General features: G+C 65.0%; 19 protein-coding genes. 6 read left to right on the forward strand and 13 right to left on the reverse strand.

Annotated elements, in window-relative coordinates:
- The first annotated feature begins 6 nt into the window (after positions 1–6).
- Together rpoZ and LCM24_RS04440 are read left to right on the forward strand one after the other, a co-directional pair.
- On the forward strand, positions 7–351 hold the full coding sequence (rpoZ, locus tag LCM24_RS04435) for a DNA-directed RNA polymerase subunit omega (RefSeq protein WP_100259777.1): 345 nt from the start codon (positions 7–9) through the stop codon (positions 349–351).
- Between the two features lie 108 nt (positions 352–459).
- A complete protein-coding gene (locus LCM24_RS04440) occupies positions 460–1,611 on the forward strand; it encodes a DUF3667 domain-containing protein (RefSeq protein WP_224802911.1) in 1,152 nt (383 codons plus the stop codon).
- Positions 1,612–1,617: 6 nt separating this feature from the next.
- Here the strand turns inward: LCM24_RS04440 and LCM24_RS04445 are convergent, their stop codons facing one another.
- From LCM24_RS04445 to LCM24_RS04460, 4 genes are all read right to left on the reverse strand, one after another.
- Complete coding sequence (locus tag LCM24_RS04445) at positions 1,618–1,917, reverse strand: hypothetical protein (RefSeq protein ID WP_224802912.1); 300 nt, start codon at positions 1,915–1,917, stop codon at positions 1,618–1,620.
- A gap of 74 nt (positions 1,918–1,991) precedes the next feature.
- Positions 1,992–2,375: a hypothetical protein gene (locus tag LCM24_RS04450; protein WP_224802913.1), complete on the reverse strand. Its 384-nt coding sequence runs from the start codon at positions 2,373–2,375 to the stop codon at positions 1,992–1,994.
- A 74-nt stretch (positions 2,376–2,449) separates the two neighbouring features.
- On the reverse strand, positions 2,450–4,414 hold the full coding sequence (gene ftsH, locus LCM24_RS04455; protein ID WP_090476457.1) for an ATP-dependent zinc metalloprotease FtsH: 1,965 nt from the start codon (positions 4,412–4,414) through the stop codon (positions 2,450–2,452).
- Between the two features lie 80 nt (positions 4,415–4,494).
- The gene (locus tag LCM24_RS04460; RefSeq protein WP_224802914.1) at positions 4,495–5,139 is read right to left on the reverse strand and encodes a TetR/AcrR family transcriptional regulator; all 645 of its coding nucleotides are present in this window, start codon (positions 5,137–5,139) and stop codon (positions 4,495–4,497) included.
- A gap of 74 nt (positions 5,140–5,213) precedes the next feature.
- On the opposite strand from LCM24_RS04460, the gene LCM24_RS04465 reads away from it, so the two are divergent.
- The 4 genes from LCM24_RS04465 to LCM24_RS04480 are packed head-to-tail and all read left to right on the forward strand — an operon-like array spanning position 5,214 to position 9,469.
- Complete coding sequence (locus tag LCM24_RS04465; RefSeq protein ID WP_224802915.1) at positions 5,214–6,347, forward strand: ABC transporter permease; 1,134 nt, start codon at positions 5,214–5,216, stop codon at positions 6,345–6,347.
- Positions 6,344–7,051: an ABC transporter ATP-binding protein gene (locus LCM24_RS04470; protein WP_224802916.1), complete on the forward strand. Its 708-nt coding sequence runs from the start codon at positions 6,344–6,346 to the stop codon at positions 7,049–7,051. Before LCM24_RS04465 ends, LCM24_RS04470 begins: the two co-directional genes overlap by 4 nt.
- Position 7,052: 1 nt before the next feature.
- Positions 7,053–8,045: an efflux RND transporter periplasmic adaptor subunit gene (locus tag LCM24_RS04475; RefSeq protein WP_224802917.1), complete on the forward strand. Its 993-nt coding sequence runs from the start codon at positions 7,053–7,055 to the stop codon at positions 8,043–8,045.
- A complete protein-coding gene (locus LCM24_RS04480) occupies positions 8,042–9,469 on the forward strand; it encodes an efflux transporter outer membrane subunit (RefSeq protein WP_224802918.1) in 1,428 nt (475 codons plus the stop codon). The genes LCM24_RS04475 and LCM24_RS04480 overlap by 4 nt, the downstream gene beginning before the upstream one ends.
- Here the strand turns inward: LCM24_RS04480 and LCM24_RS04485 are convergent.
- From LCM24_RS04485 to LCM24_RS04525, 9 genes are all read right to left on the reverse strand, one after another.
- Entirely contained in the window at positions 9,439–10,410 is a 972-nt protein-coding gene (locus LCM24_RS04485) for a HupE/UreJ family protein (protein ID WP_224802919.1), read from the reverse strand. The two genes, LCM24_RS04480 and LCM24_RS04485, sit on opposite strands and share 31 nt — an antisense overlap.
- On the reverse strand, positions 10,407–11,189 hold the full coding sequence (locus LCM24_RS04490; RefSeq protein ID WP_224802920.1) for a peptidyl-prolyl cis-trans isomerase: 783 nt from the start codon (positions 11,187–11,189) through the stop codon (positions 10,407–10,409). Before LCM24_RS04490 ends, LCM24_RS04485 begins: the two co-directional genes overlap by 4 nt.
- Entirely contained in the window at positions 11,186–13,114 is a 1,929-nt protein-coding gene (locus tag LCM24_RS04495; protein ID WP_224802921.1) for a DUF3604 domain-containing protein, read from the reverse strand. Before LCM24_RS04495 ends, LCM24_RS04490 begins: the two co-directional genes overlap by 4 nt.
- A gap of 50 nt (positions 13,115–13,164) precedes the next feature.
- Positions 13,165–13,833, reverse strand: a complete 669-nt coding sequence (locus LCM24_RS04500; protein ID WP_224802922.1) for an exopolysaccharide biosynthesis protein — start codon at positions 13,831–13,833, stop codon at positions 13,165–13,167.
- 55 nt (positions 13,834–13,888) lie between these two features.
- The gene (locus tag LCM24_RS04505; RefSeq protein WP_224802923.1) at positions 13,889–14,338 is read right to left on the reverse strand and encodes a MaoC family dehydratase; all 450 of its coding nucleotides are present in this window, start codon (positions 14,336–14,338) and stop codon (positions 13,889–13,891) included.
- Positions 14,338–15,756 carry an aldehyde dehydrogenase family protein gene (locus tag LCM24_RS04510; RefSeq protein ID WP_224802924.1) on the reverse strand — a complete coding sequence of 473 codons (1,419 nt, stop codon included), beginning with the start codon at positions 15,754–15,756 and terminating at the stop codon, positions 14,338–14,340. Before LCM24_RS04510 ends, LCM24_RS04505 begins: the two co-directional genes overlap by 1 nt.
- Before the next feature lie 28 nt (positions 15,757–15,784).
- Positions 15,785–16,873: a CaiB/BaiF CoA transferase family protein gene (locus LCM24_RS04515; RefSeq protein ID WP_224802925.1), complete on the reverse strand. Its 1,089-nt coding sequence runs from the start codon at positions 16,871–16,873 to the stop codon at positions 15,785–15,787.
- 79 nt (positions 16,874–16,952) lie between these two features.
- On the reverse strand, positions 16,953–17,948 hold the full coding sequence (gene moaA / locus LCM24_RS04520; protein ID WP_224802926.1) for a GTP 3',8-cyclase MoaA: 996 nt from the start codon (positions 17,946–17,948) through the stop codon (positions 16,953–16,955).
- Between the two features lie 23 nt (positions 17,949–17,971).
- Positions 17,972–19,153, reverse strand: a complete 1,182-nt coding sequence (locus LCM24_RS04525) for a molybdopterin molybdotransferase MoeA (RefSeq protein WP_224802927.1) — start codon at positions 19,151–19,153, stop codon at positions 17,972–17,974.
- Between the last annotated feature and the right edge of the window lie 86 nt (positions 19,154–19,239).

Consider the following 19,239-nt stretch of genomic DNA (forward strand, 5'->3'; position numbering starts at 1 on the left):
TGCCCAATGGCGCGCGTTACCGTCGAAGACTGCGTAGACAAGATCCCCAACCGTTTCGATCTCGTGTTGCTGGCTGCCCAGCGGGCACGTGAAATCTCGGGCGGTGCGGAAATCACTCTCGAGCGTGACCGCGACAAGAACCCGGTCGTCGCCCTGCGCGAAATCGCCGAACAGACAGTCAAGCCCAAGGACCTCAAGGAAGCTGCGGTGACCAACCTGCAGAAGATCCTCCCGGACGACGACGACGAGATGGACGAAATCGGTTCGCTCAGCCAGTCGGCAGAGGCACTGCGGATCACCGCTTCGGCCCCGACCCGTTCGACCTCGATCGGTGCCGACTACGAAGGCTGATCGCCTTCCCAGTTTCGCAAGTCAGGTAAAAGGCCGTCCCTCGGGGCGGCCTTTTGCGTTGCAGCGCGCGCAATCCACGCATAGATTCGCCTGCGACAGGAGGATCGGTTGAGCGATATCGGGGAAGGTCTGGGGACGGCCGTCGAAGGGGGGCTCTTTGCCAAGGCGGTCAGCGGCGGCGCGGGACGCGCGGGTAATACGCCGCTCCAAAAGGGCCATTTCGCCGAAAACGCCTGCCTCAATTGCGGCACCGAACTGATCGGAGCGCATTGCCACTCCTGCGGTCAGCAAGCGCATCTCCACCGCACGATGGGCGCATTCCTGCACGATCTGATGCATGGCGCGCTGCATTTCGACGGCAAGACCTGGCGCACGCTGCCAAAACTGTTCTTCAAGCCCGGCGAACTCACCCGCCGCTATATCGACGGGGAGCGCATGCGCTTCGTGTCGCCCATGGCGCTGTTCCTGTTCTCGATCTTCCTGATGTTCGCCGTGTTCCAGCTGGCCGGGATCAGCGCACCGACCGATATTCCGGGCGACAATAGCGAAGAGCTGGCCGAATTCACCGCGACCGAACTCGACCGCCGGGAAAAGCTGCTGGAGAGCACGGAAGAAGAACTGGCCGAGCCGGACCTCGATCCGGGGCGCAGGGAGGTTCTCGAGCGACGGCAACAGGAATACACCGACCAGATCACGGCGCTGCGCCAGGCGCAGGAGAATGTGCCTTTCCTGAGGCAGGAAGGCACGGGCGACGAATTGATCCAGAACGGAGAGATGGTCATCCCGCTCGAAAAAGTCGACGGCACCACCATGCGGGTCAGCGGCTCTGGCGTCGACTGGGTCGACGGTGCGGTCGAAAAGTGGCGCAAGAACCCGGGGCTGATGCTCTACAAATTGCAGACGAACTTCTACAAGTTCAGCTGGCTACTGATCCCGCTATCCATACCCTTCGTGTGGCTGATGTTCGCGTGGAAGCGGCAGTTCAAGGCGTATGACCACGCCATTTTCGTCACTTATTCGCTCAGTTTCATGACGCTGCTGACCCTCGGCCTCACCATCGTGGGGATTAGCGGCATCTCGAGCGAAATCGTGGCGTTGGCAAGCATCTTCATCCCGCCGATCCATATCTACAAGCATTTGAGAGGCACTTATGGCCTCTCGCGCTTCTCGGCGATCTGGCGGCTCGCGCTGATGTCCGTATTCATCATCGTGATCCTGGCGCTGTTCCTGCAGCTGCTCCTCGTACTCGGAGCGTTCTGAGGCCGCTCAGCCGGCTGGATCTTCCTGATCCTGGTTCAGATTGTCGCCAAGGATGGGAGCGGTGTCCGGCGTTTCCTTGTCGCCTTGTTCGATATGCCGTTCCACGTCGGCTGCGCCTTCGCTCACTGCACCGGCCGCATTCTTCGCGCCTTCCTCGATGACTTCGCCGACGACTGCGGCATTCGCTTCGATATCGTCTCCGGCCAGTTCGGCTGTGCGCGATGCATCCTCCTGCGTCTGGTCGGAGCAGGCGGTAGCGCCCGCAAGGGCAAGGGCAGACAGGCTGGCAATGGCAAGACGGTTCATGTGCGGCATCCTCGCAATTATGACGGTTCGACCTTCATAACGCCCGATGTGCCGTCTGCGTTTCCGCCAGCGGTTCAGCGGCAGGGGTATTCGCGGATCAGCGCCGCGCGCCAGGCCTGGGCCAGCGTCATCTTGCGGCGATCGCTTTCCGGCAGCGCACCAAGGATCCTGACCGCCGCTTTGGCATCCAGCCCTTTCTTGCGCTCCGCCTCGCTCACGCAATAGACCGGCTTGCCCTTGGCTTTCCCGGCCTCGTTCTCTTCCCTCGCCAGCTGCCCTGCCGCCTTCAGCTGCGCCATGCGCGGCTTGGTGCGCTTGTCGAACAGGGCGCCCATGCCCTTGTCCACCAATTCCACCGCATCGACATAGAACGCCTGCGCATTCACATCGGCCGGACCGGCCTGTGCGGAGGTTGCGAGGGTAAGTGCGGCAATGCCGCCGAGAATCTGCCTGTACATGAAAAAGCTCCGCTCCCTTTGTCCGGGAACGGAGCCTTTTCCTAGCGGCGCTGAACGCCAGCCGAACGGAGTCCTTATCCCGCCTGCGGCGCGGTTCCTCCGCCGAACTTCTTGCCCGACTTGGGCACGGCGCTGCCGGTGGTCGGCTTGACCGCGACCGGGCCGGTCGGAGCATCGGGACGGTCGATCTTTCCGCCCTTCATCAGCTGGTCGATTTCTTCACCGGTAAGCGTCTCGTATTCGAGCAGCGCCTGGGCGAGCAGGTGGAGCTTGTCCTCCTGCTCGGTCAGCACGTCGGTCGCCCGCTTGAGACCACCTTCGACCAATTCCTTGATCTCGGCGTCGATCAGCTTGTTGGTTTCCGCGCCGCCCATGGTCCGCGCAGTCTGGCCCATGCCGAGATAGCCTTCCTGACTCTGCTCGTACTGGAGGGGTCCGAGCTTGTCGCTCATGCCCCACTTGGTGACCATGTTGCGCGCGAGGTCGGTGGCATACTGGATGTCCCCGCTCGCACCGCTCGAGACCTTGTCGTGACCGAAGATGATTTCTTCCGCCACGCGGCCGCCCATGGCGACAGCAAGGTTCGCGTGCATCTTGTCGCGGTGGTACGAGTAGTTGTCGCGTTCCGGCAGGCGCATCACCATGCCCAGCGCACGGCCGCGCGGGATGATCGTTGCCTTGTGGATCGGGTCGGATGCCGGTTCATTGATGGAAACGAGCGCGTGGCCTGCCTCGTGATAGGCGGTCATCTTCTTCTCGTCTTCGGTCATGACCATGGAGCGGCGTTCCGCACCCATCATAACCTTGTCCTTCGCGTCCTCGAATTCCTGCATCGCGACGAGACGCTTGTTGCGGCGCGCAGCCAGCAGGGCCGCCTCGTTACACAGGTTCGCAAGGTCGGCACCCGAGAAGCCCGGGGTGCCGCGCGCGATGGTGCGCGGGTTCACGTCGGGAGCGAGCGGGAGCTTGCGCATGTGGACGGCAAGGATCTTCTCGCGCCCGTCGATATCGGGGACCGGCACCACAACCTGGCGGTCGAAGCGGCCCGGGCGCAGCAGTGCGGGATCGAGCACGTCGGGGCGGTTGGTCGCCGCGATGATGATGATGCCTTCATTGGCTTCGAAGCCGTCCATCTCGACCAGCAGCTGGTTCAGCGTCTGCTCGCGCTCGTCGTTCGAATTGCCGAGGCCATGGCCACGGCTGCGACCGACCGCGTCGATTTCGTCGATGAAGACGATGCAGGGCGCGTTCTTCTTCGCCTGTTCGAACATGTCGCGTACACGGCTTGCACCGACGCCGACGAACATTTCAACGAAGTCCGAACCCGAAATGGTGAAGAAAGGCACGCCCGCCTCACCCGCGATGGCGCGTGCGAGCAGCGTCTTACCGGTACCAGGCGAGCCGACCAGCAGCGCGCCCTTGGGGATCTGGCCACCGAGCTTGGAAAAGCGGCTCGGATCCTTGAGAAACTCGACGATCTCCTCCAGCTCTTCGCGCGCTTCGTCGATGCCGGCCACGTCTTCGAAGGTCACGCGGCCCTGCTTCTCGGTGAGCATCTTGGCCTTGGACTTGCCAAAGCCCATTGCGCCGCCGGCGCCGCCGCCCTTCTGCACCTGCCGCAGCGCGAAGATCGCGATGCCGAGGATCAGGATGAAGGGGAGCATGTTGATGAGCGCGTAAAGCAGGATGTTCTGGCTGCCAGCTTCCTTGCCCGAATACTGAACGCCATTGTCTTCCAGCAGCTTGGGCAGAGATGTGTCGCTGGCGACCGGTACGGTGCTGAACACCTCGCCTTCCTTGGTCGTGCCGGTGATTTGCTCGTCGGAAATCTCGACCGATTTCACATCGCCTGCTGCGACGCGTTCCTTGAAGTCGGAATAGAGCAGCGGCGTACCGCCGCCACCGGACGAGTTGCCGAACATCGAGACGACCAGGAGCAGGCCGAGAAATACCCCGCCCCAGACGAGGAGACTCTTCAGCCAGGGGTTAGGGCCGTTACCCTCGGGATCGGGCTGCTGGTCCTGATTCTGATCGCGCATGAGCGGACATTCCTTTCAATCTCACCAGAATGTAGGATCGCGCAGGTGAATGGCAAGTTTAGACGGCTCGCCAATTCGTCCTATTTCCGATCACACTCTTCGACGGCATAGGCGCGGCAGAAGACATCGACGGCGCCATCGATGCGTTTGCGCTCCAGTTCCGCGTCGACCGGGCGGCCGAAACGGCGCTCCAGATCGCCCATCCCCTTGCACATGGAAACGAACTGTTCGACCGCGAGCGCAGTGTCGTCGATCGCCAGCTCACCGCTTGCGACCATCGTGTCGAGCAGGCCCGCGAAAGCTGTGCGCATACGGTAGGGGCCTGCTTCCAGGAACGCCTCGCCGATGGTGGGATCACGCTCGGTTTCGGCGGCAATGCGCCGGTCGAACTGCACCATTTCATCGCGCGTCAGGAAGGCGACCATCGCCTCTGCAATCGCGGTTAGCCGCTGGCGCAAGGTCCCCGTCGGCAGCGAGGTCAGCTCCAGGCTGGAGCGCATGGTCGCACACTCACGGTCGACCGAGGCCGCGAACAGCGCCTGCTTGTCGCCGAAATGATTGTAGATCGTCACCTTCGATACGCCGGCATCCGCAGCAACCTGCTCGATGGAGGTGGCGGCAAAGCCCTTCTCGAAAAAGGAGCGGGCGGCCGCAGCAAGAATCGCTTCCCGCTTGGCCTGGTCCGCCGGCCTTCCGATCGATCGCTTTTCAGCAGCAGTTGACAAAGTGAACGGTCCCGTTCAGTTGAACGCCCGCGTTCACTAATGAACGAGTCGCACAGCAAAGGCAACCAAGCGCCGTGATCTGGATCGCAATCAGAATGCTGACCGGGGATGCCCAGAAGTTCTACGGGCTGGTCTTCGGCATCGCGTTCTCGACGCTCCTCATCACCCAGCAGCTGACGATCTTCGTCAACCTGCTCGAGCGCGGGGCCAGCGGGGTCTACAATGTCTCCAGCGCCGACGTCTGGGTGATGGACCCGGTCAGCCGCACGACCGACGTATCCTATGCCCTTCCTTCCACCGCGCTCGACAAGGTGCGCGGCGTGCCCGGTGTCGAATGGGCCGTGCCGCATATCCGCGCCCAGGCCAGCGTGCGCACCAAGAGCGGCGACCTTGAAGGCGTGGCGGTGATCGGCGTGGACGATGCGACGCTGATCGGCCTGCCCAAGAACATGGTGGAAGGCTCTCCCGACGTCCTCTCCCAGCCCGACAGCGTGATTATCGACGACGTCGGCATGACCCGCATGTTCCCCGGGCAGTCGCCCATCGGGGAGCGGCTGGAACTGAACGACCAGCGCGCCGTGATCCGCGGCATTGCCGATGCGACGCCCAGTTTCACCAGCACCGTCGTGCTCTACACAAAGTATAGCCAGGCGCTGAATTACGTGCCCGGTACGCGCAACCGCCTGTCCTTCGTGCTGGTCGGCGCGGAAGACCCCTCGCAGGCCAAGGCGCTATCGGAAAAGATCGAGCGCGAGACGGGACTGAAGGCGCAGACGCGCGACGAATTCGCCCGCGACGGCGTCGATTTCATTATCGAGAATACCGGCATCCCGCTCAATTTCGGGATCACCGTCGCGCTCGGCTTCATCGTCGGGGTCGCCATCGTCGGCCTGACCTTCAGCCTCTTCATCCGCGACAATATCAAGCAGTTCGGGGCGCTGAAGGCGATCGGCGTCACCAATGGCAAGATCCGCAAGATGGTGGCCGCGCAGGCCGCATTGGTCGGCTTCGTCGGCTACGGCCTCGGCGTGTTGGGCACGCTGGCCTTCATCTGGAGTTTTTCGGCCAACCCGACTTTCAAGGGCTTCTACATCCCTTGGCAGATTCCGATCATCAGCCTGGTCGCGGTGACGCTGATTCTGGCTTTGACCGGCTGGCTGGCGCTGCGCAACGTCCTCAAGACCGAACCTGCGGCGGTGTTCCGGTGAGCGAGGCCCCCGCCATCTGCACGCGCGGCGTCACCCGCGACTTCAAGGCCGGCCAGCAGACGATAACCGTCCTGCACGGCATCGACCTCGACATCCGCGCGGGCGAGCTGACCTATCTCGTGGGGGAAAGCGGTTCGGGCAAGACGACCATGATCTCGATCATGTGCGGGATCCTCTGGCCGACCGAGGGCGAGGTGCAGGTCTTCGGCACCGACATTTACGAGTTGAGCGATACCGAACTGGTCGAGTTCCGCCTCAACAACATCGGTTTCATCTTCCAGCAGTACAATCTGATCCCGGCCATCGATGCGGCCAGCAATGCCGCCGTCCCGCTGATTGCACAGGGCATGGACCGTCACGAGGCCCGCGAACGTGCGGTCGAAATGATGGCCAAGCTCAATATCGCGGACCAGGCCGACAAGCTGCCGAACCAGCTTTCGGGCGGACAGCAGCAGCGCGTCGCCATCGCCCGCGCGCTCGTCCACGAACCACGCCTGGTGGTGTGCGACGAACCCACCGCCGCGCTCGACGCATCATCCGGCAGGCGGGTGATGGACCTCTTGCGCGAAGTGGCCGTCGCCGAAGATCGCGCCTGCATCATCGTCACTCATGACAATCGCGTTTTCGATCTCGCCGACCGCATCCTCGTGCTCGAGGACGGCAAGATCATCCATGACGGCACCGAAATGCCCGAGGAACACTGATATGGCTTTCAATCTCCGCAATCTCAGCTTTTCCCGGCAGGTGCTGCCCGCCATCGCCGGGCTGGCGCTGCTGCTCGCCATTGTCTTCATCGTCTCGGGCCTGCCCGATCGCGAATTGTCCGAGCCGGAAAACGAGCCGCCGCGCGCCCCCGAACAGCTGGCCGATGCGCCACGCGTCGCCGGATCGGGCGTGGTCGAACCGTCGAGCGAGGTGGTGCAGATCGGCTCGGCCTTGTCGGGCCTCGTCACCGGCCTCTTCGTCCAGCCCGGCGACCGCGTGAGCGAGGGCCAGACGCTGTTCACGGTGGACGACCGCGCAGCCCGCTCTGCCCTGCGCGAAGCGGAAGCCGCCATCGGCGAAGCGCGCGCCGCGATTTCCGAGGCGGAGACCGCGCGCGCCACGGCATCGCAGCAACTGGCACTCTATCGCAATGTCGATGATCCCGCCGCCGTCAGCCGTTCCGAAGTAATCCGCGCCGAAGGCGAAGCGAGCGCCGCTGCCCAGCGCCTGACACTTGCCCGTGCCCGCTTGCAAGCCGCCGAGGCGCGGGCCGCCAGCGCGCGGACCGAAATCGGCCGCCTGACCGTCCGCGCCCCCATCGCGGGCGAGATCCTGGCGGTGAATATCCGCAAGGGCGAATATGTCAGCACCATGGGCGGCGGCGGATCGCAGCCCTTTATCGAGATGGGCCAGACGCAGCCGCTCTATGTCCGGATCGATATCGACGAGGAGCAGGCGCCCCGCCTCGACATGGGCGCAGCGGCGACCGTCAGCCCGCGTGGCGCATCCGACCAGCAGGTAGAAGCGACCTTCGTGCGCGCCGAACCGCTGGTGGTACCCAAGCGCTCGCTGACCAATTCCGCTGCCGAGCGCGTCGACGTGCGGGTGCTGCAAGTGCTCTACGAATTGCCCGAAGCGGCATCGACGGGCGAGACGCTGTTCCGGGTCGGCCAGCAGGTCGATGCCTATATCCCGGCCAAGGGCGGCGAATGATGCGCCTGCTACTCGCCTCCACCTGCGCGCTGGCGCTGGCCGGGTGCGTTGCCGGGCCGCCGCCCGAAATCGCCACACCCACACCGGTCCTGCCGCCGGAATATTTGTTCGCTCCCGACGCCGCCTCGGCGACCGGCCTCGCCGACCTGCTTCCGGCTGACGATCCTGCCTACGACACGCTGGCCGCGCAGGCTCTCGCCAGTTCGCCCACGCTGGGCGAGGCTTTAGCGCGGATCGACCAGGCGCGTGCAGGCGCAGACCTGCGGGGCGCGAACCGCCTTCCCTCCGTGGGCGCGAATTCAACGGTCGAGGGGCGCCGCAGCAACCCGGCGCAATTCGGCGGCGACCTGCCGTCCGCTATCGCGTTCGACACCGAACAACTGTCCTATGCCGCCAATGTCACCGCGCGCTGGGACCCGGACATCTTCGGCCGCCTGCGCGCACAGGAACGCGCAGCGCTCGCCCGGATCGATGCCGCATCGTCCAGCGCCCGCGGGGTGCGCAACTCCCTGCTCGCGGAGATCGCCGCCAGCGTGATCGACTGGCGCACGCTCGATGCAAGGGCCGGCGCCATCCAGGACGACCTTGCCGCAGCCGAAGAGCTCGCCCGTCTGTCCAGGGTGCGCGAAGATGCGGGCATCGCGCCCGGCTTCGACCGCGTGAGAGCGGAAAGTGCGGCAGACGCCTCGCGCAGCCGCCTCGCTGCATTGGAGAGTGAGCGAGCCCGCCTGATCGGCCGCCTCGTCACCCTGACCGCGCAGGGCGGCGCCCAGGTTCGCTCGGCCCTGGCGATGTCGCCTCGCGAAAGCGGACTGCCTGCTGCGCCCGCCACCCTGCCCAGCGCCCTGCTTGCCAATCGCCCGGATGTTCTTGCCGCCGCAGCGACGCTCGCCGCGGAAGATGCGGAACTGGCCGCAGCCGCCCGCCGCCGCTTCCCGGTATTCGACCTGTCGGCCGCCATTGGCCTGCTGGCCTTCAGCCCGGGCGACCTGTTCGACAGCGATTCCATTATCGGTAGCCTAGCCGCGTCCGCGGCCGCACCCCTGCTCGATTTCGGACGGATCGAGGCCGAGATCGACGGTGCCGCTGCCGAAAAACGCGCTGCGTTCGAAGCCTATCGCGGTGCCGTCTACACCGCCCTCGGCGATGCGGAAGGGGCCTATGGTCTCGTCGCTGCCGCCGACCGCGAAGCCGCCGCTGCCGCGCAGGAAGCCGCCAGCCTGCAACGCGCCGCCTCGCTCGCCGAAGTGCGGCAACGCGCAGGCCTTGCCGATTTCCTGACCGTTCTAGAAGCCCGCCGTGCGGCCGATGCCAGCGGCGAACGCGCGGCTGCGGCCCTTGGACGGGCGGAGCGCGCACGGGTGATTTTGTGGCAGGCGCTGGGCGGCGACACTCAGCCGATCACGCGGTCCACCAGCCAGTAGGCCCCGGTAATGCCGATGGCGTAGGAGGCGATACGCAAGGCGGGCGCTTCGGCCCCTGCCCGCACGCGCCGGATCACTGCCAAGGCAGCGAGGACGGCGGCGATCACCAGCAGCTGCCCTGCCTCTACGCCGAGATTGAAGCTGACGAGCGCTGCAGGCACCTCGCCTTCCGGCAAGCCTATCTCGCGCAGGGCTCCTGCGAAACCGAAGCCGTGGAGGAGGCCGAAGGCGAAGGCGACCAGCCACGGTAGGCGGCGCGTGATCGTATCCTTCGTGCCGCGCGCGATCTCGACCGCGAGAAACACGATCGAGAGCGCGATCAAGGCCTCGACCGGACGCTGCGGCAAGCCGGTGACCCCCAGCGTCGTCGCCGCAAGCGTGATCGAATGCGCCACCGTGAAGGCCGTCGCCGCCTTGACCACCGGCCAAGTCCGCCCGACCAGCAGGACGAGCGCGATCACGAACAGCAAATGGTCCCATCCCGCCAGGATATGTTCCACCCCGATCACGAAATAGCCGCGCCAGACCTGCATGCTTGATGGCCGCGCTTCGACCTCGGCGTAGGGTTCTTGAGCGGTCAGGCGGTAGACCTGGACCGGTCGATCCAGAGGGGCCACGCGCAGGATCGCATCGCCTTGTCCGAAGAGGGCGGGCCAGCCGACGCGGCTCCCGGCAATATCGCCCTCGCAGGTGACTTGCGCGCGTCCGGCCACCGCGAGCGCGGAATTATCGAGCACCGGCTCGCCCGGAAAATCGCAGATTTCCGGCAAATCCGGACGCGCGGTCCGGTCGGCCTGCGGCGAAGCGAGCGGTTGCCTCCAGCCGAGGTTCCAGCGCTCCTCGTCGACCTGCTCCAGCTGGATCGAGACGGGCCGCAACTCGTCCGCCAAGGCGGGGCTTGCGATGAGGAGGACGGCGAGCGCCAGCAGCCAGCGGATCATTCGACCTCGATCCGGTAGGCTTCGCGCAGGAGCTCGAATGCCCTTGCGCGCCGCGCGGCAGCAGTCGAGCTACGCCAGTCGGCCTCCACCCTGTCGCGGATTTCCGACAGGGGCTGTTGCCGCCCCTCGACACGCTCTTCGATGTCGACGAGATGGTAGCCGTAGCCCGACGTCACCTGCGCACCGGAGGTCTCATGCATCCGGGCGATCTGCGACGCGAATTGCGATCCGAAGACCGCCTTGATGTCCGCATAACTGGCATCGGTCATGCGCTCCGGCAGCGAGATGGCGTCCCCGTATGCATCTCCCGCTGCGTCGAGCGCTTCGTGCAGCGCATCTTCGCTCCGGAAATATACCTGCGAGAAGGTGAACCGCTCGCCTTGCGCGAACCGGCCGGGATGGTCGCGCAGCCACGCCGCCAGCGTCTCCTCGCTCGGCCGGGCGGTTTCCACCTCGGCCCCTGCCAGATCGTCCATCTTGGTCGACAATCGCCGCCGCACGACCGGATCGCCCGCATCGAGTCCAAGTCGCAGCGCCTCGCGGTAGAGCACCTCTTCGCGCACCCAGCTTTCGATCTGCGCATCCAGCTCCGCATCGGTGGGCGGGCGGCCCATCGTGCGCTCGAAGCCAAGCGCGAGGTTCGCCTGCTCCTCTTTCGTGAGCGCAATGGTCCGCTCGGCCGGATCGACCGGCTCGCCCGCAAAGGACAGCGCGGCCCAGATAGCAGCCCCCGCCACCAGGAAATGCGCGAGCGGATCGCGCAGCAGGCGGCGCATCATCGCATGATCGGCGGTGCATCGCCCGGGGTGCCGCGGGGACGCAGCCAGACGGGCGAGGAATAGGCCCGCTGCTGGATGACGTTGGCCTGCACCACCTCTCTCGGCAGCGTCAGGCCGAAGCGCTTGGCATCGTAGAGCACCCAGCTCGGCGTGGGGATTTCGAGCACGCGCACATAGTAGAAGGCGCGCTGGCCCCGGCGATATTCGGGATCGGTCCAGGTGGCGCGCAATTCAGCCGCGCCGATCGAATTCTCATAGGTCGCCTCGGACCGGTTCACCGTATCGCCCACCGGCGGCACGGGCGAGTTGGAGGCGGCATCCATGGGGCGCGCGCTCCACGCGACGTCGAACACCTTTTCCTGCTCCGCGCCGTTCGCATCGACCCAGCCCTTCACGATCTGCACCCGGTCTAGATTGGCCCCGTCGGGGTCCTTCAACGCGCTGACGAGGAAGGTCGGCGCCCTGCCGTCATCCACCAGGTCGCCGCCCATGGGGACGCCGCGCGTATAGCCTGCGCGCACCCAGTCGCCTTCCCAGTCGCTTTCGCCGAAATCGAAACCTGCGAAGAGGCGCACCACCATGCGCGGGCCGGTCGTTGCATAGACCTCGCGCCGCATGAAGGCATCGAAGATCTCCGCGCGCGTGTTGCCGCGCGCCCAGGCTGCCGCATAGCCGCTGGCGAGATAGTGCCAGCCGAAACGGCCCTGCCTTGTGCCAAGGTTCTGCGCCGCCATTGCGCGGTCGGCGCGCGGTTCGTTGCCGGTATGCTTGCCGAAGAACTGGTCGTCGTCCGCCGTGGCCAGCGCGGTGTGGCTGTCGGTGGATCCGATCAGGCCGAAGGCATAGGGATTCTCGCCCATTTGCTGTTCCAGCGTCAGGCCGCGCAAGAGGGCCGAGCGGATATAGCTGCCCGCGAACATGTCCGGCGTACTGCGCGCGGTGAGCGGCAGATTGCCCAGCTCCCATCCCGCCACGCCGAAGCTGGCATATTCGTCATTGGGTGACAGAAAGGGGTGCGTCTCGCTGTCGCCCTTGATCTGCGTTGCCTCGACCACCGGTTCGTGGCGCGCGCGGCGGCGGGCGTAATCGGCGTCCATCGGTCCGCCGTCGGGGCCCGAGAATTCGAACATCTTGCCGTTCGACAGGTTCGAATTGTGCGGGATGGCCAGCACCTTGCCGCCGGTGCTCTGTTCGTAGGAATCCATGTAATCCCACAGGCCGGTGACATCGCCGTCCAGTCCCGGATAGGGCAGGACCTGCGCGGTCCGCGCGCTGCCGTCGCGAAACATGACGACGCGGTGGAGGTTGTTTCCGCCCGGCATCAGCGTCCATTCGAAGCCGGCGAAGGCTGTGAACTTGCCGGGTTCGTTATAGCGGTCGAGCAGGCCCAGGTGCCGGTCCCACAATTCGCGCGTCGCCTTGGCCTGGCGCTCGGGATCGCGAAGCGCCTCGGGTATCTCGTCATTTGCAGCTGCGGTAATGAGTTCCGCCACCGCGCGGGTCGACTGGTCGGAGCTTTCGTGCATCATGTCGCGCCAGCGGCGCAGCGTGGGGTCGCGCACCATCATGCGCGGTGCATCATAGAGCCTGCGGGTCGCCCCCATCGCATCGGAGTGATCGGCAATGACGAGGAAATCGAGCGGCCGGTCGAGCTGTGCGCTCATGCCGGTGGTCGCGGTGACTTCTTCCCCACGCGCGAACTTCAGCGCGTCTTCCGGGCCGAGCCGCACGCCGAAGCCGAAGGCATCGACCGAAACATCGGTATGGAGGTGGGTGTCGCCCCAATAGGGCCGGTCGGGAAACTCGGCCAGTTCGATGGTATCGGTGCCGTCACCGCGCTGCTCCTCGCTGACGCCCCCACCGCTCATAAGGTCGCAGCCTGCCAGCACCAGAGCGCTCGCGATTACGCCGATACGAAAGTCCATGCATCATCCCCTCATCCGCTGGGGAATGTGCAAGAGCAATCGCGTTTACGTCAAGCAACTATGCGATAGGCAGCGGGTTGGATGATGGCCATGCCGCCGCCCGAACCCTCTTCGTCCGAAGTGTAGTAATAATAGGTGCCGCCGCCGATCGCCGCGATGGCGAGCGCAAGTGCTGCGAGCATGATGACCCCGTCGCGGACCGTCAGCGCCAGGCCGATGGCGGCGATCGCCAGCATGGGCGCGCTGCTGGCAAACGGCAGGACTTCGAGCGGCGGGACAGTTGCGCACAGCAACAGGATGACCACCGCCGCGATCTTGATCCACACGCCCTCGGTAAGTCCCTCGAGGCGTCCGTGACTGTGTTCGTCCAGCCAGTGGGCGATCCCGCGCAGCTTGGCGATGCCCTTGTGGAGCTTCTTGCTTTCGACTGCGCGTTCCTGGAGCCATTGCGGCATCCAGATATGCTCCTTGCCGAACAGGAGTTGCACGGCGATCAGCGCGATGACCGCGGCAAGGAAGCTCGGCACGCCGGGAATGCCGCCGACCGGCGTGATCTCCAGCAGGGCCGGGATCATGATGAAGGGGCCGAAACTGCGCCCGCCGAAATCGTCGAGGACGTCGCCGACACAAACCTTGTCGTTCTTGGTCGTCAGGTCGTCGAGTTCGCCCAGAACGCTCTCGACGCCATCGGGTTCGGACTGGGATTTTTCTTCGGCCATTGCGCTCCCCTTCGCCCTTCAACGCGCGAAGGGCGAAAAGGGGTGCAGGCGAGGGTCAGCCCTTCTTTTTCAGGAGGGCCGAGCGTTCGCAGCGGCAGACCACTTCGCCGCGCTGGTTTACCGCTTCGTGCAGGAAGGTAACGATGCCGGTGTCGGGCCGCGACTTGCTTTCGCGCAGGGCGATGACCTCGCTGGTGGCATGCAGCGTGTCTCCGATGAACACCGGCTTGGGCATCACCAGCTTGTCGTAACCGAGGTTCGCGACCAGCGTGCCGAGCGTTGTGTCGCCCACACTCAGGCCGACCATCAGCGAGAAGGTATAAGTCCCGTTGACGAGGATTTGCCCGAACTCGCTTTCCTTGGCCGCTTCCACGTCGAGGTGGAGCGGCTGCGGATTGTGGGTCATCACGGTGAAGAAGAGGTTGTCCGCCTCTGTCACCGTACGCCGGATTTCATGGGTCAGTCTGTCGCCGACCTGCCATTCGTCAAAATGCCGGCCCGCCATCAGCTATGCCCCATGACGGCCTTGACTTCGAGGAAGTCGTGGAAGCCCCACTCGCCCCATTCGCGGCCGTTGCCCGATTTCTTGTAGCCGCCGAACGCCGCGTTCATGTCGTAGCCGCCGTTGATGGCGACACGGCCTGCACGGATGCGCTTGGCGAGCTTCTTCGCGGTCTCGATATCCTCGCCCATGATGTGGCTGGCGAGGCCGTATTCGGTGTCGTTCGAGATGCGGATCGCGTCCTCGTAATCGTCATAGCCGATCATCGCGAGGACCGGCCCGAAGATTTCCTCGCGCGCGATGGTCATGTCGTTGGTGACATCGGCGAAGACGGTCGGCTTGACGTAATGGCCGGTCTCGAGGCCTTCCGGCTTTCCGGGACCGCCCGCGACCAGCGTCGCGCCTTCCTCGATGCCTTTTTCGATGAGGCCCTGGATCTTGTCCCACTGGGCCTTCGACACGACCGGGCCGATGGTGGCATTGCCCTTGGGGTCGCCAGGAATGACACCATCGGCAGCTTCCTTGGCCGCAGCCTTGGCTTCTTCCATGCGCTTGTGAGGCACGAGCATGCGGCTGGGTGCCGTGCAGGTCTGGCCCGAATTGCCCATCATCGCGGTGGTGCCGCGCATGACCGACTGGGTGAAGGCGCTGTCGTCGAGGATGATGTTGGGGCTCTTGCCGCCCAATTCCTGCGCCACGCGCTTGACCGTATCGGCGGCGTTCTTGGCAATGAGCACGCCCGCACGGGTCGAGCCGGTAAAGCTGACCATGTCGATGTCGGGATGGCCCGAGATGGCTTCACCCACGCCGGGGCCATCGCCATTCACGAGGTTGAACACGCCAGCCGGAACGCCAGCGGCATCCATGATCTCCGCGAAAATATAGGCGTCGAACGGTGCGATCTCGCTCGGCTTGAGGATCATCGTGTTGCCGGTCGCCAGCGCGGGGAAGACCTTGCAGGCGATCTGGTTCAGCGGCCAGTTCCACGGGGTGATCATGCCGACCACGCCGATCGGCTCCCAGATATGGAGCGTCGGGCCGTCCTGGCGTTCGAATTCGAACTTTTCCAGCACTTCGATTGCGGTCTGGCAGTGGCCTGCGAGGAGGCCGGTGTGCGGGCCGTTCGCGAGGCTCATCGGCGCGCCCATCTCGTCGGAGACCGCCAGCGCGAGATCGTCCTTGCGATTGGCGATCTCGGCCTGGATCGCGCGCAGCAGGGTAAGGCGCTCTTCCTTGCTCGTCTGGCTGAACGTCTCGAACGCACGGCGCGCGGCCTTGGCCGCCTTGTCGACATCGGCCGCGCTGCCGAAGCTGATGTGGCCGATGGTTTCTTCCGTTGCGGGGTTCTCGACCGGCTGGGTATTCTCAGTGACCGGGTCGACCCACTGGCCGTCGATGTAGAACTTGGTGCAATCGCGCATGGGAATTTCTCTCCTTATGCGCGGTCCATTAGCTCCCTTGCGACCAGCGCGCCACCACCTCTTCGCCGTCCTGTGCACTGTCGCGGATCGTGCCCGGCGTGCGGTCGAAGCGCGGAGCGGGCGCCGTGTGCGAGCGACCGCCATGTTCGACGAAAGCACCGCGCGCCTTCATGTGCGGATGATCCTTCGCCTCGTCGAGCGGGACGACCGGGGCGAAACAGGCATCGGTGCCTTCGAGCAGTTCGACCCATTCCGCCTGCGGCTTCGTCTTGAACAGGGCCGCGAGCTTCTCGGTGTAATCGTCCCAGTTCGCCGGGTTCATCTGCCCTTCGCGCAATTCCTCAGGGGCATTCGCGCGCTGAAGCAGTTCGGCATAGAATTGCGGCTCGATCGCACCGACGCTGACTTCCTTGCCATCCGCACAGGTGTAGCAGCGATAGAAATGCGCCGCCCCGCCGAGCAGCCCAGCGCCGCGTTCGGTTGTCCGCAGGGCGCTGTGCGGCTGTCCGTAGAAAAAGCTCATCAGGCTGGTCACGCCATCGACGATCGCCGCATCGACGACCTGTCCCCTGCCGCTGCGCTCACGCTCGTAGAGCGCGGCGAGAATACCCATGGCGCAATACATCGACCCGCCCCCGAAATCGCCGACGAGGTTCTGCGGCGGGATCGGCAGTTCGCCCTTCGCCCCGATGGAATCGAGTGCGCCGGTGATGGCGATATAATTGAGGTCGTGCCCGGCAGCCTGCGCCAGCGGACCGTCCTGCCCCCATCCGGTCATGCGCGCATAGACGAGGCGCGGATTGGCTTCGAGCAACACATCGGGGCCAAGGCCCAGCCGCTCCATCACGCCGGGACGAAAGCCTTCGACCAGAACGTCCGCATGCTTCAACGCCTCATGGACGAATTGCTGTCCTTCCTCGCTCTTGAGGTCGACGGCGGCACGATGGCGGGCCCGTTCTACGACGGGGTTCATCGGCTGGTGTCCCGGACGCTCGATCCGCACGACTTCCGCGCCGAGATCCGCCAGCATCATGGCCACGTGCGGTCCCGGGCCGATCCCCTGGAACTCCACCACCTTCAATCCGGTCAGCGGTCCGTGTGCGGCGTGTTCGGCCATTCTTCTCTCTCCACGATCTCGATTTCTCTCTGACCCGGAGACAAGTCGAAACGGTTCGCAATTGCAACGCTTTTCGCGTCTAGCCTCCGGTAACGCTCATATGGCGGGAGGTCGCAGGCGTATCGGCCGCAATATCGAAGTCGTGCCGCCGGGGCTTGCCTGCCAGGAGCGCGTCCATCGCCGCATCGAGCGCGCCCTCGCCGCCTTCACGCATGATGTTCCGCAACTCGACCTTCTGGTCGTGCCCCAGACAGCCATAAACCGTGCCCGTGGCCGCGATCCTGATGCGGTTGCAGGAAGAGCAGAAATTCTCGCTCAGCGGCGTGATGAAGCCGATCCGGCGCCCGGTCCCGGCCACCTCCAAATAGCGCGACGGACCGCCCGTCTGGTAGCTCGTCGGCATCAGGGTCACCTCGCGTTCGAGAGCCGCGCGCGCGTGCGTGAGGGGCAGGTACGTGTCGGCCCGCTCACCCTCCACTTCGCCGAGCGGCATGGTCTCGATCAGTGACAAGTCGCAGCCGCGCTCGCCGCACCAGCGCGCCATGGATACGAACTCGGTATCGTTCACGCCTCGCATGGCGACCATGTTGATCTTGACCGCAATGCCTGCCGCACGCGCTGCATCGATCCCCTCGATCACGCGCGCCACATCCCCGCCCCGCGTAATCGCGGCAAAGCGCGACGGGGCGAGCGTATCGAGGCTCACATTGATCCGCTCGATCCCGGCCGCGAAAAGCTCTTCCGCCATCTGGGACAGGAGGACGCCATTGGTTGTCAGGGTGAGCTCTTCCAGCCCATTTGCGCGAAGGGCGCCGAGTTCCCTCGCGAGGTTGAGAAATCCGCGCCGGACCAGCGGCTCTCCACCCGTCAGGCGGATGCGCTTCACGCCGCGAGCGACGAGATGGCGCGCAAGTCCCGCAAGCTCTTCCAGCGTCAAAAGGTCGCGCCGGGGCAGGAACTGCATGTCCTCTGCCATGCAATAGGTGCACCGCAAGTTGCACCGGTCGGTGACCGACATCCTCACGTAGTCGATCCGCCGGCCGAAGCCGTCGATCAGGGGCGCCGCATCATGCATGCCAGGAGAGTAGCTACGCCCGGTCAGAAGTCGAGCGCCTGAATGGACTGCCCTGCCGAAAGACCGCCGGATCCTCCGGTTTGACGCAGGAGCAGATCGGCCTTTGCCAGCAAGGCCTGCGCCCCCGATTGCTGGTTGGCGAAGGGCAGTGCCTTCCCCTTGCTGAGAGCGCCGCGCCCGAAATGTTCGCGAGGACCGGGGGCGGGCAGGTCCTCCGCCAGTGCGAGTTCTCGCCAGTCCAGCACCTCGTCGTAACTTCCACCCGCAAGCGCGGTGACAAGCGGAGCGAGGAAGAGCCGCGCAGTGACGAGCGCAGACGTCGGGTTGCCCGGCAGGCCGAGAACGAAGCGCTCACCATCACCCTTCGCGCACCAGACAGGCTTGCCCGGGCGCATTGCGATCCTGGAAAAGAGAGTGCGAAAGTTACCTCCTTCTATCGAACGACTGGCAAAATCGCGCTCTCCCACCGATGCGCCGCCGATCGTTACCAGGACATCGCACCGGTCAAGCAATCGGGCGGCCAGTTCCTCGATCCTGTCGGGATCGTCCGGTGCGACCTCGCTGCCGACGATCGTCGCACCATACTGGCGGGCCATCTCGGCAAGGGCCGGCGTGATGCTGTCGGGCAAGGCGCCGGGACGGTCGCTAGCTGTGCCGGGCGCGACCAATTCATCCCCGGTGGCTAGGATCGCGATCCGCGGTGCCCGCCACGCCCAGACCTCTGCGCAATCGGCGGCGGCAGCAGCGACCAGTTGCCGTGGCCCCAACCGTGTCTCTGCCTCCAGCAAGGTCTCGCCTTCGCGAAAGTCCGACCCCCGGGCGCGGATGTGCCGCGCTTCGCCATATTCGCCGACGATCTCGAGCTGCTCGCCCCGCGTCTCGACGATCTCCTGCACCAGCACGCGATCGGCACCCTCGGGAACCGGCGCGCCAGTGAAAATGCGGACCGCTTCGCCCTGCGAAATAGCCTGTAGCGCTTGCGAACCGGCATAGGATTTGCCGACGACGCGCAAAGGTCCGGGAAGGTCGGCATCGCGCACAGCGTATCCATCCATCGCGGAGACATTGAAACGCGGTGCATCCATGCGGGCCTCGACGGAGCGCGAAAGACGCAGTCCGGCAGCCTCCCCGATCGCGACCAGCACCTCTTCCAGGGGCCGTGCCGCTTCGCGCAGGATCGCGCTGGCTTCGTCGAACGATATCAAGATTTCGGCCCGACCGCGGCAGGGAAAGCATTTTTCAGCTGACGATCGGTCATTCGCTTTCTCTTCATCCCGCTTCGTTAACGCCC

Origin of the sequence: Qipengyuania aquimaris (genome assembly GCF_020171965.1) — a bacterium.
GTDB classification, from domain to species: domain Bacteria; phylum Pseudomonadota; class Alphaproteobacteria; order Sphingomonadales; family Sphingomonadaceae; genus Qipengyuania; species Qipengyuania aquimaris_A.

Coding starts and splice junctions, on each gene's coding strand:
- LCM24_RS04495 (WP_224802921.1), bottom strand. CDS start 13,114: ATGGACTTTCGTATCGGCGTAATCGCGAGCGCTCTGGTGCTGGCAGGC.
- LCM24_RS04515 (WP_224802925.1), bottom strand. CDS start 16,873: ATGGCCGAACACGCCGCACACGGACCGCTGACCGGATTGAAGGTGGTG.
- LCM24_RS04475 (WP_224802917.1), top strand. CDS start 7,053: ATGGCTTTCAATCTCCGCAATCTCAGCTTTTCCCGGCAGGTGCTGCCC.
- LCM24_RS04510 (WP_224802924.1), bottom strand. CDS start 15,756: ATGCGCGATTGCACCAAGTTCTACATCGACGGCCAGTGGGTCGACCCG.
- LCM24_RS04500 (WP_224802922.1), bottom strand. CDS start 13,833: ATGGCCGAAGAAAAATCCCAGTCCGAACCCGATGGCGTCGAGAGCGTT.
- ftsH (WP_090476457.1), bottom strand. CDS start 4,414: ATGCGCGATCAGAATCAGGACCAGCAGCCCGATCCCGAGGGTAACGGC.
- moaA (WP_224802926.1), bottom strand. CDS start 17,948: ATGCATGATGCGGCGCCCCTGATCGACGGCTTCGGCCGGCGGATCGAC.
- LCM24_RS04505 (WP_224802923.1), bottom strand. CDS start 14,338: ATGGCGGGCCGGCATTTTGACGAATGGCAGGTCGGCGACAGACTGACC.
- rpoZ (WP_100259777.1), top strand. CDS start 7: ATGGCGCGCGTTACCGTCGAAGACTGCGTAGACAAGATCCCCAACCGT.
- LCM24_RS04450 (WP_224802913.1), bottom strand. CDS start 2,375: ATGTACAGGCAGATTCTCGGCGGCATTGCCGCACTTACCCTCGCAACC.
- LCM24_RS04445 (WP_224802912.1), bottom strand. CDS start 1,917: ATGAACCGTCTTGCCATTGCCAGCCTGTCTGCCCTTGCCCTTGCGGGC.
- LCM24_RS04490 (WP_224802920.1), bottom strand. CDS start 11,189: ATGATGCGCCGCCTGCTGCGCGATCCGCTCGCGCATTTCCTGGTGGCG.
- LCM24_RS04485 (WP_224802919.1), bottom strand. CDS start 10,410: ATGATCCGCTGGCTGCTGGCGCTCGCCGTCCTCCTCATCGCAAGCCCC.
- LCM24_RS04480 (WP_224802918.1), top strand. CDS start 8,042: ATGATGCGCCTGCTACTCGCCTCCACCTGCGCGCTGGCGCTGGCCGGG.